Source organism: Arthrobacter sp. NQ4 (assembly GCF_029077345.1).
GTDB lineage: Bacteria > Actinomycetota > Actinomycetes > Actinomycetales > Micrococcaceae > Arthrobacter.
Map to the genome: position 1 here is coordinate 67174 of NZ_JARETC010000003.1, position 16862 is coordinate 84035.

Below are 16862 nucleotides of genomic sequence, written 5' to 3' on the forward strand. Positions count from 1 at the left end.
CGGCGGGACGGGTGCGGGCAGGAACCGGATGGCGTGCGTTACCTCGCACCCGGGGGCCGTCCGGGCAGCAGCGTCAGCTGCCTGCGCCGACCCATTCGACGGTGCCGTCCGAGAAGAACTGTTCCTTCCAGATGGGCACCTGTTCCTTAATGCGGTCCACCAGATCGGAGCAGACGGCGAACGCCTGCCCGCGGTGCGCGGCGGACACCGCGCACACCAGGGCGGGGTCCCCGATCTCCAGCATCCCGATCCGGTGCGCCGCCCAGATCCGGACGGGCTGTCCGGTGCCGGCACCTGCTTCGGCGTTCTGTTCGGCAACGAGGCGCGCGACGACGTCGGCCATCACCTGGTGCGCCGTGGGGTGCGCACTGTAGCTGAGGCGCTCAACGGCCTTGCCGCCGTCGTGGTTGCGCACCACGCCGCTGAAGCTGACCACGGCGCCGGCCGTGTCGCTTTCCACTGCGGCGATTGCCTGGTCCACGGAGATGGGCTCCGCGCTCAGGACCGCGCTCACTACTTCGAATGCTTCAGTGCCCATGTCCGCCTTCCAGCTGGTCACAAAGATGTCCGATCACCGGGTCCAGGACGGTCAGCCCGTCCATGACGCCTTTGGGCGATCCGGGCAGGTTCACGATGAAGGTACGCCCGGCGGCACCGGCATATCCCCGGCTGAGGGCAGCCAGCGGGGTCTTGGCAGCGCCGGCGCGGCGAATCGCCTCCATGATGCCGGGGATTTCCCGGTCCAGCAGCGGCAGGGTGACGTCCGGTGTCCGGTCGTCCGGGCTGAGGCCGGTGCCGCCGCTGGTGATGACGACGGCGGGGTGCTGGGTGAGGAGCGCCCGGATGGCGGCGCCCACGGGATCGCCGTCGGGGACCACCATGGCCGGGAAGACGTCGAAGCCATGTTCAGTGAGCCAGTCGGTGATGACCGGTCCGGTCTCGTCGTCGTAGATGCCGGCGGCGGCCCGGGTGGAGGCGATGACGACGCCGGCCTTCCGCCCCTGCACGTCGCCGTGCCGGTGCGGTTCGGGGAGATGCAGGATGTGGGGGGTGGTCACAGGGCCCAGTCTCCGCTCTTGCCGCCACTCTTGGCCAGCACCTTGATGTCTGTCAGGACGGCATGTTTGTCCACGGCCTTGATCATGTCGTAGACGCTGAGGGCCGCCACCGACGCGGCGGTCAGGGCCTCCATTTCCACTCCCGTGACGCCCCGTGTCTTGACAGTGGAGCTGATGGAGACGGCATCTTCGCCGAGGTCGAAATCGACCGTGACTTTGGCGAGGGGCAGCGGATGGCACAGCGGAATCAGGTCCGGGGTCTTCTTGGCCGCCATGATGCCGGCGACGCGGGCGACGGCCAGCGCGTCCCCCTTGGGAAGCCCCCCGGTGCCCAGGAGCCGCATCACCTCCGGGGTGGTCCGGACCGTGGCGGTGGCCGTGGCCTCGCGGGTTGTTTCTGCCTTGGCGGAAACATCCACCATCTGGGCGCTGCCGTCCTGGCGCAGGTGCGTCAGTGCGGGGGTTTGTTCTGCGTTCACAACATCCATACTTCCACCTCGTCGCCGGCGGCGAGCTCCGTTACGCCAGCGGGAACGTGGACCAGGACGTTGGAACCGGCGAGCGCGTGCATCAGGTGCGAGCCCTCGCCGCCCTCCAGCTTCACGGACCCGTCCGGCTGCAGGCTTCCACGCCGGACCTGGTGCTTGTGCGCGGGGGACGCCAGGGGCTGGTCCAGGCGGGCACGCAGGGGCAGCCTCGGTGCCGGCGCCCCGAGGCATGCTGACAGGGCGGGACGGAGGAACATTTCAAAGGACACCAGGCAGCTGACCGGATTGCCCGGGAACCCAAGGAAGGGAACGCCGTCGAATGTTCCGATTCCCTGGGGACCACCGGGCTGCATGGCCACGTGCAGGAACTCGACAGGCTGGCCTGCCATCGCCTGGCGCACCACCTCGTAAGCGCCCTTGCTGACCCCGCCCGTGGTCACGATCAGGTCCGCGCGCGGGCTCCCGGCGCGCAGCAGCGCGAGCAGCTCCGCGGGGTTGTCGGTGGAAATGGCGGTGCGCCGGACAGTCAGCCCGGCCTGCTGCATGGCGGCTTCCAGGAGGGTTCCGTTGGAGTCGTAGATCTTGCCCGGCGCAAGGTCCTGGCCGGGATCCACCACCTCGTCCCCGGTGGTGACAAGCAGGACGGTGGCGGCCTTAGAAACCGTCACTTCCGGGATGCCCAGCGCGGCGAGCAGCCCCAACTGCGCCGGCCCCAGGCAGGTACCGGCAGCCAGTGCCCGCTCCCCCGCAGCAATGTCGCTGCCGGCGGCGCGGACATACGTTCCCGGGGCGGTGGCAGGCAGTTTCACTGTGCCGTTCCAGTTCGCTGTGCCGTTCAGTTTCACTGTGCCGTTCCAGTTCACTGCGCCGTCCGGGCCGGGCTCCGGGAAGCGGTCCGGCACCGCTTTTTCAATGGGTACGACGGCGTCAGCCCCCTCCGGGATCATGGCACCGGTCATGATGGGGGCGGCCGTTCCGGGCGCCAGCGGCTGCGGGCTGGACCCGGCTGGGACCGGGGGCACGATGCGCAGGTCCGCGCCGGCGCCCGACAGGTCGCCGGCGCGGACGGCGTACCCGTCCATCTGCGAGTTGGCGAACGGGGGAAGGCTGATGGGAGCGGCGACATGGTCCACCAGGCCGCGGCCCAGCGCCTGGATGAGCGGCAGGGTTTCCGTGCGCTCCGGCGAGCGGAGCGGCTGGAGGAGTTCCGCAACGGCGGCCGCATGCGCAGCGACGCTCCGCGCATGCTTGGCCTTGCCGTGGGGGTGGCTGGTCATGGGTACGCCTTTGGTCGCGGCCGTCAGGATTTCACGTCCACTCTAACCGTGTGGAATCCCGTAGCTCCGTCCGGCGCCGGCGGCCGCGCCGTTTCGTCCTGGGGTTCACCCAACAGGTTCGTGGCGCGGACCTGGACCTCGTACTGCCCAGAGGTGAGATCGACGGCCAGCTTCCACTGGTACCACGTGTCCACCGAGATGCCCGGGGCCAGCTCGGCTTCCTGCCACGGTCCCCGGTTGACCCGCAGCTCCACTTTCCCAATGCCGGTGTGCTGGGCCCAGGCAACTCCGCCGAAAACCACGGTTCCTGCGCTGACCGGGCGCCCACTGCGGGGCACGTCGATGCGCGACGACGTCTTGATGGGCCCGCGCGCGGACCAGCCCCGCGGCGTCCAGTACCCGGCGTCGTCGGCGAACCTGGTGACCTTGAGTTCTGTGACCCATTTGGTGGCTGACACATAGCCGTAAAGGCCGGGGACCACCAGGCGGACCGGAAAGCCGTGCTCCAGCGGCAGGGGCTCACCGTTCATGCCCACGGCAAGCAGCGCGTCCCTGCCGTCGGTCAGGGCATCCAGCGGCGTTCCGGCGGTCCAGCCATCGGCGCTTCGGGAGAGGACCATATCCGCGCCCGGCTGGGGACCGGCCAGGGCCAGCAGTTCACGCACCGGCCAGCCGAGCCAGCGGGCGTTGCCAATCAGGTCCCCGCCCACCTCATTGGACACGCAGGCAATGGTGACGTGGCGTTCAACCAAGGGCTTGGCAAGGAGGTCGGCGAAGGAAAGCTGGACTTCGCGGGCCACCCGTCCGGTGACTTTGAGGACCCACGTCTCCGGGCTGACCGCGGGGACAGCCAGCGCTGTGTCGATTCGGTAGAAGTCCGGGTTCGGGGTGACCAGCGGCGGCATGCCGGCGACGCCCGGCTCTGCGGCGGCGGGAATGGGCGGCGCGGCCGACGCCGGCAGGGGAAGGGAAATGCGTGCCCTGGCTTCACTGACCGCTGCTGCGGCGCCGCGCCAGATTCCCGCCAGCACTCCGCCCAAAGCAGTGGCCGCGGCAGTGGTGGCAAGGGCCTGGAGGAAACTGCGTCGGGAAGCGGCGGTGCCGGTTCCGGCAGGCCCTGTGTCGCCGGGGCCTTCGCCTTCCGGGCCTGCGTCTCCAGGTTCCAGGTCCTCCCACGCCTGCAGCCGCCGGGCCAGGAAACGCAACAGCACGACGGCGACTGCCGCGGCCAGGAGCGGAAGCACGAGGGCTGCAGGGGTCACCTGGGACCGTGTCAGGACCGCTGCCACGCCGGCCAGCCCGAAGATGCCCATCACGGCGGCACCGGCGAACCGCCGTCGGCGCTCGAGGACGCCGGCAACTGCGGCCAGCACGGCAATGGCCAGCGCCATGGCCGCCAGGAGCGCAGCCTTGTCCGCCGTGCCGAAGAGGGCGATGGCCCAGTCCTTGACACCGGGCGGGACGGCATCGATGACAGCCCCGCCCACAGCGGTCAGCGGTGAAAGGGAGGGGCTGGCAAGACCTGCCGCCAGCTCCCCCACGGCGACGCCGCCGGCGGCTGCACCTATTCCGGCAGCCGCGGCCCAGCGGGCCCCGGTGCGCAGGACTGCCCGGTGCCGGACGGGACTTTCCGCACGCTCCCCAAGGCCGGCGCCGTCGTCGTCCGCTCCGTGCTTTTGCCGGGAACTCCTCACAACTTCCAGCATAGGTTCGCCGGCGCTCCGCGCGTGGATGATGTCCCCGGATGCGCCAGGTGCTTCCGCTTCCCGGTCACAGGTGTGATGCGCGGCGCAACGTGGCGTAGCCTGAATTCATGAGTGTCCAGCTAGGCATGCCGCAGCCGCGGGAGGAAGCAGCATCGGCGCTGCCCGGCGTCCCCGCACGACGGCCCGCGGATGCGCCGGCGGGACTGGCGGACCGGTATGGCCGCCGCGCCACGGACATGAGGCTGTCTCTGACGGACAAGTGCAACCTCCGCTGCACCTACTGCATGCCTGCGGAAGGCCTGGAATGGCTCGCCAAGCAGGCAGTGATGTCGGCCGGGGAAATCGTGCGGATCGTCAAGGTCGGCGTGGAGCAGCTGGGCGTCCGGGAACTGCGGCTGACCGGCGGTGAGCCACTGGTCCGGCATGACCTGGTGGACATCATCGCGGCCCTGCGGGCCAACCACCCGGACCTGCCGATCTCCATGACCACCAACGGCGTCGGCCTGGCAAAGAAGGCGGCGGCGCTCAAGGACGCCGGGCTGACCCGCATCAACGTGTCGTTGGACTCGCTGCATGAAGAGACGTTCACCAAGCTGACCCGGCGCCCTTTCCTCAACCAGGTCCTGGCCGGCGTGGACGCTGCCTGGGCTGCCGGGCTGGGCCCGGTCAAACTGAACGCGGTCCTGATGCGGGGCATCAACGACGCCGAGTCGCCACAGCTGCTGGCGTGGGCGCTGGAACGCGGGTACGAACTGCGGTTCATTGAGCAGATGCCGCTCGATGCCGACCATGGCTGGACGCGGCGCAACATGATCACCGCCGCCGAAATCCGCGGACTGCTGTCCCGGGACTACGTCCTCACCCCGGATCCCCGGGCGCGTGACGGCGCTCCCGCGGAGCGGTTTGAAGTACGACGGCGGGTGGCGGGTTCCGCTGATACCGACAGCCCGGTTTTGGGAACAGTGGGCATCATTGCCTCCGTCACCGAACCGTTCTGCGCCGACTGCCGCCGCACCAGGATTACTGCCGAGGGCAAGATCATGAGCTGCCTGTTCTCACGCGAGGAGTTCGACCTGCTGGGCCTGCTGCGCGCGGGCGCCTCCGATGCGGAACTGGCGCAGCGGTGGCAGGACGCCATGTGGATCAAACCAAAGGCCCACGGCATGGACCACGTGGGACTTGACGCTCCGGACTTCGTCCAGCCGGACCGCAGCATGAGCGCCATCGGGGGCTGACACAGATGCTTGTACGCTATTTTGCTGCCGCGCGCGCTGCAGCCGGCTTCGAGGAAGAAAAGTTCCAGCTGCCCGAGGGCGCCACGGTAGCGGACCTGCTGGCAGCCATCGCCGCCGTGGAGCGCGCGGAGCCTCCGGCGGGCACTCCGCCGCTTCCCCGGCTTCTTTCGCGGAGCAGCTTCCTGCTCAATGAGGTGGCCGTGCGGGACCAGGCAACCGTCCTTGGCCCCGGCGACGTCGTGGACGTGCTGCCGCCCTTCGCAGGGGGCTAGGCGCTAGGGCTGCTGGAGCCATGACGGTTCTGGCTGTCGGGGCTTCGCGGTAGGGGCTTGATTGTCAGACCCACGCTGGATGATGTGGGTATGGGAATCAGCGGTGGTCTTGGGGCGGTGTTGGAGGGTGTTCATACCTCTGTTGCTGCCCTTGATGCTCTCGCTCTTGAAGACCGGAACCTCGAACATTCAGCGCTGAAAGCTGCGGCTGGGGATATTGACATGCTGCAGCACCGGTACAAGCTGTGCCTGGAAGGCTTGGAGCTGATGGCCCGGCTGGAAGCGCAGCTCGGGGCGGTAAAGTCCCGGCAGGCTGCGCGGGCCGTTGAACTGCAGGAGGCGATGACGCCGCCGGATGCTTCGGTCCAGGACCGCACCTACGCGCAGATGTCGGCGGTGGAGGAGATCGCCGGGGTCCTGACCCTCAGCTCTGCCGCAGCTGGGGTGTTCGTGGAGCAGTCGCGGCGGATTTGTTCCCTGCCGCTGGTGTTCGATGCACTGTCCGCCGGGGACATGTCGTGGCAGCACGCCCGGATTGTCGCGGACGAAACCGAAGGCCTCGATGGGGCTGGTGCTGTTGCGTTGGTTGCGCATTTCTTCGACCCCGACGCACCCCAGCCCGCCCGCGGCGCGGCCCCCGGCGACCTCGTTCCGTCCCGGTTCCGGGCGAAGGTCCGTGGTTGGCGGGAACGCCACCACCCCGAGTCGATCGAGAAACGCCACGCAAAGGGAGTGGCTGACCGGCGGATGGAATTCACTCCCGACCGCGATGGCATGGCCTGGGTCTCGCTCTACCTCCCCGGCGACACCGCCTGCGCCGTCTGGAACCGGACCACCGCCACCGCCCGCGGACTCCAAGGCCCCGACGAACCCCGCACCCTCACCCAGCTCCGCCCCGACATCGCCGCATCACTGCTTCTCGGCACTGGGAACACCACACAGACCGGGAAATCCACGGAGGTCGGGAAGGTCCCCGCCCCGCGGGCAGACGTCCTGGTGATGGTGCCCGTATTCTCCCTGCTCGGTCAGACCGATGAACCCGCAATGCTCGATGGTTTCGGGCCGATCCCGGTCTCCATGGCCCGCAAACTTGTCGCCGACGGGGCTGACTCGTTCTACCGGGTCCTCGTCGACCCCAGGGACGGGGCACCCCTGGAGATAGGCCGCAAAAACTACCGGCTCACCGAAACCATCAAACGCTGGATCAGGATGCGCGACGCCAAGTGCACGTTCCCCGGCTGCACCAACCGCACCCCCGACAACGAAACCGACCACCTACAAGCGTGGCAACACGGCGGCGTTACCGGAGCAAGTAATTTGGCTCAGCTGTGCCCAAGGCACCACCGGCTCAAACACAACAGCAGGTGGACACCCGGGCCGGCCAACAATCACGAACCGCCCGGCTGGACTTCACCCACCGGACGCCATTACAACCCAGAGCATCAGGATGCAGAACCAACCCACTGGCCGCCAGGAGTGGGACTCTTAAATGCGTTTCCCTATGAGGAAAGTGCATTGCTGGGCACAGACCCGCAGGAAAAGTTTCTTACGCCAGAAGCGATCCCCCTCGACGACCCCCTGTGGGATGAGTTCTACTCGCGCCCTTTCATGCTGCCGCCAGACCCATTGAAGGACTGTTGGAACAAGATGCAGTCCTGGCCATAGTGGACCTCAAGCGCTCCCCCTTCACACTGTGGGCCCTCGACACCCCGGCGAGCAGTTCAAGCCAGTCGAAGCACCTCAGTCCCGGCGGAAGACCGAGCGCATAAACGGCCTGTAGGCCGGGCTTCGTCCATCCGCAGCGGCTTCCCCACCTGCTGTGCCGCCGTCGTCGTCCCTGGCAACTGAGCGCAACTCGGTGACGTGGGTCAGGACACCGTCACGGAGCAGGAGGGAGTGGCGGGTCCATCCGGCGTCGCTGGGACGATCAACGCGGAGGACGCCGTGGCGCCAGGTACAGCGCGCGGCAGTACCGGGCGGCACGCCAGTACTGTCCACGTAATACCAGAGCACGTCGTTGTGGACCGGATCGACAGTGAAGATGCCGTGGCCTTCAAAATGGCTGCCGTCCGGTTCGACGTGGCGGTAGCTCTGCACGACGCCCAGTCCCGCGGCCACCCGGCTGTAGGTCACCTCGGCGTCGACACTGCGTTCGGGCCCCCATGGGCCTGCAGCGACGTGGGTTTGGCCCCGCCAGTGGCCCAGAAGGCCGGACAGGGCAGGATGCCCTTGCTCCATTTCGTGCACCGCCCATCGCCCCGCCTGCAGACATGAACCCCCTGCACCTCAGGATGGACTCTTCTGCGTGGCGCCGCCAGCCTCTGTGCCGTATGCAGCCGGTTGGCTACAGCCCGAAGGTCTCGTTCTCCTCGAACGGGCCAACCACTGTGACGGTCCGCGGCGCCGCGGCGAGTTCGGCAGCCAGTTCCTGGACCTGTTCAACGGTGACGGCCTTGATAAGGCGCAGCGTCTCATCAATGTCCTGGTATTCACCGGACACCAGTTCGGCCCTGCCCAGCCGGGACATCCGCGAGCCCGTGTCCTCCAGGGCCAGGACGATTCCGCCGCCAAGCTGTCCCACGGCCTTGCGGAGCTCGTCCTCGGAGATTCCGTGTTCGGCGAGCTTGTCCAGCTCGATCGCCAGCAGGTCCAGCACCTGCCGGACCTTGGATGGTGTGCAGCCCGCGTACATGCCGAAATAGCCGGCGTCGGCGTAGGACGAGGCAAAGGAGTAGGTGGAGTACACCAGGCCGCGCTTCTCGCGGACTTCCTGGAACAGCCTGGAGGACATGCCGCCGCCCAGCACCGCATTCAGGACGCTCATGACGTAGCGGCGCTCGTCGGTGGCAACGATGGTGGGGCATCCCATGATGATGTTCGCCTGCTCCACCGCGCGCTTGACCACGTGCAGGCCGGCGGTTCCGGTGATCAGGGCACGTTCGGTGGACCGGCGCTGCACCGGTGCCGCGTCCGGTTCCAGTGACCAGCCCGCGGCCTGGAGGGCGTCCACCACAAGGCCGCAGACGACGTCGTGGTCCAGGCCGCCCGCGGCGGTGATGACCAGCTCCTCCGGTTTGTAGTACCTGCGGTAGTGCTCCCACACCGAGTCCCTGGCAACGGCCTTGATGGCCGCGGGGGTGCCGCCGATGGGACGGCCAAGCGGGTGGCTGCCCAGGACCTTGGCCACGAAGTGCTCGTGGGCAACATCGGTGGGGTCATCGCTGTCCATGGCGATTTCCTCGAGGATGACGTCCCGTTCCTGCTCCATCTCGTCAGGGTCCAGCACGGCGCCGGTGATCATGTCCGCTATGACGTCGATGGCCATAGGCAGGTCCGAGTCCAGGACCCGGGCAAAGTAGCAGGTGCTTTCCTTGGCGGTGGCCGCGTTCGATTCGCCGCCCACCTCATCAAAGGCGGAGGCGATCTCCAGGGCCGTGCGGCGCCTGGTGCCCTTGAACAGCAGGTGTTCAAGGAAGTGGGTGGATCCGTGCTGGCCGGGAGCTTCGTCGCGGGAGCCTACGCCCACCCAGAACCCGATGGTGGCTGACCGTTGGCCCGGCATCGCTTCCGTCAGTACCCGCACTCCCCCCGGCAGCACTGAACGCCGGACCTCGGACCCGCCGTCGGAGCCGTGGACCAGGGTGTCGCCGGCGTGGTTCTGCTCAAGCGGCAGGGGTACAACAGTCATTGATGCCTTTCAGGACGGGCAGCCGGATCTGGCTGCCATCGTAACAGCGGCGGGACCGGTGGATCATCCACCGGTCCCGCCGCTTCATGCTTGTGCCGGGAAGCCCGGGCTGTTAGACGTCAGCGCCTTCGGCAGGCTCCGTGGCGTGGGCGCGCTCGGAGTCGGCCGGAGCCTCTTCCTCAGCGACCACCGGGGCGAGCGAGAGCTTTCCGCGGTCGTCAATCTTAGTGATTTCCACCTGGATCTTCTGACCGACGGAGACCACGTCTTCCACGTTGTCCACGCGCTTGCCGTTGGCCAGCTTGCGGAGCTCGGAGATGTGCAGGAGGCCGTCCTTGCCCGGGGTCAGCGATACGAAGGCACCGAAGGTGGTGGTCTTGACGACCGTACCCAGGTAGCGCTCGCCGATTTCCGGGACCTGCGGGTTCGCGATGGCGTTGATGGCGGAACGTGCTGCGTCGGCAGACGGACCGTTGGTGGCGCCAATGTAGACGGTGCCGTCGTCCTCGATGGAGATGTCGGCGCCGGTGTCTTCCTGGATCTGGTTGATCATCTTGCCCTTGGGGCCGATGACCTCGCCGATCTTGTCCACGGGGATCTTCACGGCGATGACGCGCGGTGCGAACTCGGAGAGCTCGTCCGGGGTGTCGATGGCCGAGTTGATGACCTCGAGGATGTGCAGGCGGGCTTCGCGGGCCTGCTTCAGGGCTGCGGCCAGGACCGAGGCCGGGATGCCGTCGAGCTTGGTGTCCAGCTGGATGGCCGTGACGAACTCGGAGGTACCGGCAACCTTGAAGTCCATGTCACCGAAGGCGTCTTCGGCGCCGAGGATGTCGGTCAGGGCTGCGTAGCGGGTCTGGCCGTCCACCTGGTCGGAGACCAGGCCCATGGCGATGCCGGCGACGGCGGCCTTAAGGGGCACACCGGCGTTCAGCAGGGACAGGGTGGAGGCGCAGACGGAACCCATCGACGTCGAACCGTTGGAGCCGAGGGCTTCGGACACCTGGCGGATGGCGTAGGGGAATTCCTCGCGGGACGGCAGGACGGGCACGAGTGCACGTTCGGCCAGGGCGCCGTGGCCGATTTCGCGGCGCTTGGGCGAGCCCACGCGGCCGGTTTCACCGGTGGAGTACGGCGGGAAGTTGTAGTTGTGCATGTAGCGCTTGCGCGTGACCGGCGACAGCGAGTCGATCTGCTGTTCCATCTTGAGCATGTTCAGCGTGGTGACACCCATGATCTGGGTCTCGCCGCGTTCGAAGATGGCGGAGCCGTGGACACGGGGCAGGACCTCGACCTCGGCGGTGAGCTGGCGGATGTCCGTCAGGCCACGGCCGTCGATGCGGACCTGGTCCTTGAGGATGCGCTGGCGCACAACGTGCTTGGTGACCGAGCGGAACGCTGCGGACAGTTCCTTCTCGCGGCCTTCGAACTGGCCGGCGAGGCCGGCGAGGACCTCGTCCTTGAGTGCGTCGGAAGCGTTGTCGCGTTCCTGCTTGTCGGCGATCTGGAAGACGGCGGCGAGCTTGTCGGCGGCAGCGGACTCGACGGCGGCGTAAGCGTCGTCCTCGTAGTCCAGGAAGACCGGGAACTCGACCGTGGGCTTGGCAGCGCGGGCGGCCAGGTCAGCCTGGGCGTCGCACAGGGCCTTGATGAACGGCTTGGCAGCCTCCAGGCCCTCGGCCACAACCTCTTCGGTGGGGGCGGTGGCGCCCTGTTCCTTGATGAGGTTCCAGGAGTTGTCCGTGGCTTCGGCCTCGACCATCATGATGGCAACGTCGTCACCGGCAACGCGGCCGGCAACCACCATGTTGAACACGGAGTTCTCGAGCTGGGAGTGCTTGGGGAAAGCAACCCACTGGGAGCCGTTTTCGTCGTTCACCAGGGCAACGCGGACGCCGCCGATGGGGCCGGAGAACGGCAGGCCGGACAGCTGCGTGGACATGGAGGAGGCGTTGATGGCCACCACGTCGTAGAGCTCGTCCGGGTTGATGGCCAGGACGGTGACCACGATCTGGACCTCGTTGCGCAGGCCCTTGATGAAGGCGGGGCGCAGCGGGCGGTCCATCAGGCGGCAGGCCAGGATGGCTTCGGTGGACGGGCGGCCTTCGCGGCGGAAGAATGAGCCCGGGATACGGCCGGCAGCGTACATGCGCTCTTCGACGTCGACGGTCAGCGGGAAGAAGTCGAAGCCTTCACGCGGGTGCTTGCCGGCGGTGGTTGCGGACAGCAGCGCGGTGTCATCGTCGATGTACACCATGGCCGCGCCGGCTGCCTGCTTGGCAAGCCGGCCGGTTTCGAAGCGGATTACGCGCTTGCCGAAACGGCCATTGTCAATGACTGCTTCCGAGAACTGGATTTCGGGACCCTCCAAGAGAGTCACCTCCGTTTCTTTTTTACGGAAGTCCAGCCGCATCAACCTGGCCAGCATCTGTCTACTGGCCCTGCACCCGGTCATCGATCGAGACCCACGGGCCGCCGGCTTCAGTCAACGAAGCCGTTCCCGGGGATCACTACCGAGGACCGCGAATGCGTGATGCGGTTGATCCTCCTGTTTAGTTTTTCATTTGAAGAAGGCGGCCCGTTCCGGATGGAAAGGGCCGCCCCAAAGCCAGACTAGCGGCGCAGGCCGAGGCGCTCGATGAGCGAACGGTAGCGGGCGATGTCAGTCTTCTTGAGGTAGCTCAGCATGCGCTTGCGGCGACCAACCATGGCCAGCAGACCGCGCTGGGTGTGGTAGTCGTGCTTGTGCTCCTTCATGTGCTCAGTCAGATCCTTGATCCGCTGGGTCAGGACGGCAACCTGGACCTCCGGTGAACCGGTGTCGCCTTCGGCGGTTGCGTATTCCTTGATGATGGACTGCTTTACAGCGGCGTCAAGTGCCACAATAACTCCTTGGGAATGTGCCGTGAGGGCCCAGGTCAGTAACTCACTGCCGGGTCTGCCGTGTTCGTCCGCCCCGGTAATCCGGAAGGGGCCGCCACCAACAGGAACCAGCCGCCACGGACTGCAGCCGGATCCAACGTCCAGTTTACCGGCCCGGGCCTAACCTTGTCGAAACACGTGCGGCGGGATCACCGCTGTGGTCAGCCCAGCAGCCTGTCCCGGATGGCGGCCATGCCGTGAAGCACTTCGGCAAAGCTGGTGCTCAGGGGTGACAGGCCCACCCGGATGCCGTGCGGCGAACGGAAGTCGGGGATGACGTCGCCGTCCCACAGGGCCTCGACGGTGGCCTTGGTGAACCCAGCGTGGTCCACCGTGATGTGCCCGCCCCGCTCCCCCGGATTCCGTGGCGTGGCCAGTTCGGCTCCCAGGGGTGCCAGCCACGCGTCGAAGACCTCAACGGCGAAGGCGGTAAGGTCTTCGGACTTCGACCGGATGGCGGCCATGCCGGCCTCTTCGATGAGGTCCAGGGTCCCCTGCATGGCGATCATGCCGAAGATCGCGGGGGTCCCGCTGAGGAACCCGCGGATGCCGGATGCCGGCTGGTAGCCGGCCGCCATTTCGAAAGCGTCTTTGCGGCCCATCCAGCCCCAGATCGGCTGGGTCAGCGAGGGCAGGTGACGGGCGTTGACGTAGGCGAACGCCGGGGAGCCGGGGCCGCCGTTGAGGTATTTGTAGGTGCAGCCCGCGGCGAAGTCCACGTCCGCGCCGTCCAGGTCGATCTGCACCGACCCCGCCGAATGGCACAGGTCCCACACCACCAGGGCGCCGGCGTCGTGTACTGCTTTGGTGATGCCGGGCAGGTCAGCGAGGTGGCCTGAACGGTAGGCGATCTGGCTGAGGAGGACGACGGCGGTGCGCGGCCCGGTGGCCTGGCGCACCTGCTCGAGGGTCACCCCTGCGGCGGGATCCGGTTCGATCCAGCGGAGTGTCAGGCCTTCCTCGAGGGCGATGCCCTCCACCAGGTAGCGGTCGGTGGGGAAGTTTTCGGTGTCGAGCACCAACTCGTTCCGGTCCGGGTCCGCCGCGGCGGCGAGGGCTGCCCGGATCAGCTTGTACAGCACCACGGTGGTGGAGTCGGCGATGATGGTCTGCCCCGGCGCCGCACCCAGGACGGCACGGCCCAGCTGGTCGCCAATGGCCTGCGGCATGGCGAGCCACTGTTCGTCCCAGCCGCGGATCAGCCGGCCGCCCCACTCGTCGCGGATGAAGGCAGCGACGTCGTCCGCCGTCCGCTTCAGGGGCCGGCCCAGCGAGTTACCGTCCAGGTAGGACAGGGGCGTGTCCGTGCCGATGAAGTGGTCGCGGTAGTGCGCCAGGGCGTCTTTCCGGTCCAGCTCCCCGGCGCGCTGCCGGAGCGTTTCCGCTGTCACGCCGGCGATGTTTTCCTGGTGGATGCTCATTGTCCGATCTCCGTCCTGACCGCGAATAGTTCCGGGAAGAAAGTCAGTTCCAGGGCCTTCTGCAGGAAGGTCACACCGCTGGATCCGCCGGTGCCGGTCTTCATGCCGATGGTCCGCTGGACGGTGCGCAGGTGCCGGAACCGCCAGAGCTGGAAATTATCCTCCAGGTCCACCAGTTCCTCGCAGGCCTCGTAGGCCGCCCAGTTGTCCGCGGCATTCTCGTAGATGTGCTTGAAGAGCGGTACCAGCTCCGGGGTGAACTCGTGGGCGCGGGTCACGTCCCGGTCCAGGACTGCGGGCGGGACGTCGAAGCCCTGCCGGGAGAGGTAGGCCAGGAACTCGTCGTAGATGCTGGGAGCAGCAAGAAGTTCCTCGAGCATTGCGTGGGCCTCAGAATCGGATTCGAAGACCGGCAGCATCTTGCGGTTCTTGTTTCCCAGTACGAATTCGACGGCCCGGTATTGTGCGGACTGGAACCCTGACGAGTTGCCCAGGAAGCCCCGGAACTGCGAATACTCGGTGGGTGTCAGGGTGGCCAGCACGGACCACTGTTCGGTGAGGGTCTTCTGGATGTGCTTGACCCGGGCGATGCCCTTGAGCGCCGAACCGAGGTCGTCTTCGCGGAGCCAGGCGGCGGCGCTGCGCAGTTCATGCAGGACCAGTTTCAGCCACAGCTCCGTGGTCTGGTGCTGGATGATGAACAGCAATTCGTCGTGGTGTTCGGGCTGGCTGACCGGCTGCTGGGCACTGAGCAGGGTGGGGAGCTGCAGGTAGGAGGCGTAGCTCATCCGTGAGCTGAAGTCGCGGACAATCCCCTTATCCAGCTTGCGGGTGTTCTTCTCGACGGACACGTCCTGCCTTTCGTTGTTGTCACCCGGGCCGTACTGTCAGCGGCCGCCCAGGAGCTGGTGGGCCTGGGCCACGTCCAGCCGCATTTGTTCCACCAGTGCCTCAGGGCCACGGTAGGCCACCATGCCACGAAGCCGCTCCACGAATTCAACGATCACTGTCTGGCCGTACAGATCGAAGTCCTCTACGGCTTCCTTGGGCCTGTCGATGACGTGCGCCTCGACCTGGCGGCTGACGCCGTCGAACGTGGGGTTGGACCCCACGGAGATGGCCGCGGGCCAGCGCTTGCCTGCCTGGTCCACCAGCCACCCGGCGTAAATGCCGTCGGCGGGAATCAGCCCTGTGGCGTTGGAAGCAAGGTTCGCCGTGGGGAACCCCAGTGCCCTGCCGCGGGCGGCGCCGTGGACCACCTCGCCGCGCATCCGGTGCGGCCGCCCCAGGACCGATGCAGCGGTGGTGACATCTCCGGCCTGCAGCGCTTCGCGCACCCAGGTGGAGGAACAGCGGCGGTCCGTGCCGTCGTCGTCATGCAGCGGGTAGCCTTCGGCCCCGAATTCGCTGATCACCTGAACTTCGAAGCCGAATTTTTCGCCGAGCGCCTTCATGGTGTCCAGGTCGCCGGAGTTGCCGCGGCCGAACCGGGCATCATGGCCGATGACCACGTGGCTGGCGTGCAGGCAGTCCACCAGGTACTGCTCCACGAACTCTTCGGCCGTGAGGCTGGCGAGGTCCAGGGAGTACTTGACCACCAGGATCGCGTCCAGGCCCAGCTCGCCCAGCGCCTCCAGCTTGTCATCCAGGCCCATGATGAGCTCCGGTGCAGCCTCCGGCCGGTGGATCACCGCGGGGTGGGGGTCGAACGTGACGGCCACTGCCTTGGCATGGGAGAGGCGGGCCGACCGGATCAGCTGGGACAACACCTGCTGGTGGCCTCGGTGAACGCCGTCGAAGTTGCCGAAAGTGACAACAGATGGGCCGAAGTCCGCCGGGACATCGGACGGATCGTTCCAGATGTAAACCATCACCCTCGCCTTAAGCTGCCTGAAAGCATCAACGTTCCGGGACCCTTCCGGCCGCGGAACTCTTCAAGATTACCCGGATTCACTGTGCAGCTTTGCCCGTCACTGCGCAGTCTTCGCCTGTGAGGGCCGGCGCCGGTAAAGCCACACCAGCCCCAGGATGGGCAGCAGCAGCGGGATGAAACCGTAGCCGCGGCCAAACAGCGACCAGACGGTCTCATGCGGGAACTGCACGGAGTCCAGGATGCTCAGGGTCCCCACCACCAGGACGCCGGCAAGTTCCACCAGCACCGCCGCAACCGAAACCTTGAACCATGTGGTTCCGGCCTTGGCCAGTGACACGGTGGCCAGGATGTAGACCAGGGCGGCAAAGGCGGAGAGCAGGTAGGCCAGGGGTGCCTCGGAGAACTTGGTGAGGATCTGGTAGCCGGCGCGGGCGGTGGCCGAGATGGCGAACACCCCGTACACCGCGATCAGGAGGCGCCCGGGCCCGGTATTGCGGGTGTTGCGGACGGTTTCTCCGGTGGCGGGCTGGGCCTGCTGGTCTTTCATTTCTGCTGCTTCTTCCACTTCAGTACCAGATCTGGTTCATTCGGGCTGCCATCACCAGCGCCGTGACGCCGACGGCGGCCAGGACAAAGTTGCTCCACCGCGTGCGCTCCAGGATGGACCAGTAGATGGCGGCGGGTGGCAGGAGCATCGCGGTGGCCATGTAGCCCCAGAACTCCCAGGCTTCCCCTGCGATCGGTTCGCCGGCGATCACGCGGACGATCGACCCCACCAGGTAGACCACCAGGGCCACTTCGACGGCCACGACGGACAGGATGGTGACGTCGTTGGGTGCCTTCTTCAGGATCCCGGCGCCCAGGCACAGCAGGGTGGACACCAGGCCGACCACCAGGATGATCCAAAAGTACGCGTCCACGC

17 protein-coding genes are annotated in these 16862 nt (G+C 67.1%); 3 read left to right on the forward strand and 14 right to left on the reverse strand.

Annotated elements, in window-relative coordinates; translation table 11 throughout:
• Window positions 1–73: 73 nt before the first annotated feature.
• The 5 genes from PUN51_RS06765 to PUN51_RS06785 are packed head-to-tail and all read right to left on the reverse strand — an operon-like array spanning window position 74 to window position 4517.
• Window positions 74–538 carry a molybdenum cofactor biosynthesis protein MoaE gene (locus PUN51_RS06765; protein WP_159632337.1) on the reverse strand — a complete coding sequence of 155 codons (465 nt, stop codon included), beginning with the start codon at window positions 536–538 and terminating at the stop codon, window positions 74–76.
• Window positions 528–1058: a MogA/MoaB family molybdenum cofactor biosynthesis protein gene (locus PUN51_RS06770; RefSeq protein ID WP_159632338.1), complete on the reverse strand. Its 531-nt coding sequence runs from the start codon at window positions 1056–1058 to the stop codon at window positions 528–530. The genes PUN51_RS06765 and PUN51_RS06770 overlap by 11 nt, the downstream gene beginning before the upstream one ends.
• The gene (moaC, locus tag PUN51_RS06775; RefSeq protein WP_224025601.1) at window positions 1055–1546 is read right to left on the reverse strand and encodes a cyclic pyranopterin monophosphate synthase MoaC; all 492 of its coding nucleotides are present in this window, start codon (window positions 1544–1546) and stop codon (window positions 1055–1057) included. The genes PUN51_RS06770 and moaC overlap by 4 nt, the downstream gene beginning before the upstream one ends.
• A complete protein-coding gene (locus PUN51_RS06780; protein ID WP_275180319.1) occupies window positions 1534–2823 on the reverse strand; it encodes a molybdopterin molybdotransferase MoeA in 1290 nt (429 codons plus the stop codon). The genes moaC and PUN51_RS06780 overlap by 13 nt, the downstream gene beginning before the upstream one ends.
• Window positions 2824–2846: 23 nt before the next feature.
• Window positions 2847–4517: a molybdopterin-dependent oxidoreductase gene (locus PUN51_RS06785; protein WP_374114918.1), complete on the reverse strand. Its 1671-nt coding sequence runs from the start codon at window positions 4515–4517 to the stop codon at window positions 2847–2849.
• A 119-nt stretch (window positions 4518–4636) separates the two neighbouring features.
• On the opposite strand from PUN51_RS06785, the gene moaA reads away from it, so the two are divergent.
• The 3 genes from moaA to PUN51_RS06800 all read left to right on the forward strand — a co-directional run bounded on the left by moaA (window position 4637) and on the right by PUN51_RS06800 (window position 7701).
• Entirely contained in the window at window positions 4637–5764 is a 1128-nt protein-coding gene (moaA, locus tag PUN51_RS06790; RefSeq protein WP_275180320.1) for a GTP 3',8-cyclase MoaA, read from the forward strand.
• A gap of 5 nt (window positions 5765–5769) precedes the next feature.
• Window positions 5770–6036 (forward strand): MoaD/ThiS family protein, encoded by a 267-nt coding sequence (locus PUN51_RS06795; RefSeq protein ID WP_159632342.1) that lies wholly within the window; start codon window positions 5770–5772, stop codon window positions 6034–6036.
• A gap of 222 nt (window positions 6037–6258) precedes the next feature.
• Entirely contained in the window at window positions 6259–7701 is a 1443-nt protein-coding gene (locus PUN51_RS06800; protein WP_275180321.1) for an HNH endonuclease signature motif containing protein, read from the forward strand.
• A gap of 75 nt (window positions 7702–7776) precedes the next feature.
• On the opposite strand, the gene PUN51_RS06805 is transcribed toward PUN51_RS06800, so the two are convergent.
• The 9 genes from PUN51_RS06805 to PUN51_RS06845 form a co-directional block, all read right to left on the reverse strand.
• Window positions 7777–8274, reverse strand: coding sequence for a DUF1579 family protein (locus tag PUN51_RS06805; protein WP_275180322.1), 498 nt, complete (start codon window positions 8272–8274; stop codon window positions 7777–7779).
• Window positions 8275–8380: 106 nt separating this feature from the next.
• Complete coding sequence (locus PUN51_RS06810) at window positions 8381–9724, reverse strand: M16 family metallopeptidase (protein WP_159632347.1); 1344 nt, start codon at window positions 9722–9724, stop codon at window positions 8381–8383.
• Window positions 9725–9836: 112 nt separating this feature from the next.
• Complete coding sequence (locus PUN51_RS06815; protein ID WP_159635603.1) at window positions 9837–12095, reverse strand: polyribonucleotide nucleotidyltransferase; 2259 nt, start codon at window positions 12093–12095, stop codon at window positions 9837–9839.
• 242 nt (window positions 12096–12337) lie between these two features.
• Window positions 12338–12607 carry a 30S ribosomal protein S15 gene (gene rpsO, locus PUN51_RS06820; RefSeq protein ID WP_043452786.1) on the reverse strand — a complete coding sequence of 90 codons (270 nt, stop codon included), beginning with the start codon at window positions 12605–12607 and terminating at the stop codon, window positions 12338–12340.
• Window positions 12608–12807: 200 nt separating this feature from the next.
• Window positions 12808–14067, reverse strand: coding sequence for a kynureninase (locus tag PUN51_RS06825; protein WP_275180323.1), 1260 nt, complete (start codon window positions 14065–14067; stop codon window positions 12808–12810).
• Window positions 14064–14918, reverse strand: a complete 855-nt coding sequence (gene kynA, locus PUN51_RS06830; RefSeq protein WP_275180324.1) for a tryptophan 2,3-dioxygenase — start codon at window positions 14916–14918, stop codon at window positions 14064–14066. The genes PUN51_RS06825 and kynA overlap by 4 nt, the downstream gene beginning before the upstream one ends.
• A gap of 36 nt (window positions 14919–14954) precedes the next feature.
• On the reverse strand, window positions 14955–15938 hold the full coding sequence (locus tag PUN51_RS06835) for a bifunctional riboflavin kinase/FAD synthetase (protein WP_275180325.1): 984 nt from the start codon (window positions 15936–15938) through the stop codon (window positions 14955–14957).
• Window positions 15939–16037: 99 nt separating this feature from the next.
• Complete coding sequence (locus PUN51_RS06840) at window positions 16038–16487, reverse strand: hypothetical protein (RefSeq protein ID WP_159632351.1); 450 nt, start codon at window positions 16485–16487, stop codon at window positions 16038–16040.
• A 19-nt stretch (window positions 16488–16506) separates the two neighbouring features.
• Window positions 16507–16860 (reverse strand): hypothetical protein, encoded by a 354-nt coding sequence (locus tag PUN51_RS06845; RefSeq protein WP_159632352.1) that lies wholly within the window; start codon window positions 16858–16860, stop codon window positions 16507–16509.
• Window positions 16861–16862 lie beyond the last annotated feature (2 nt).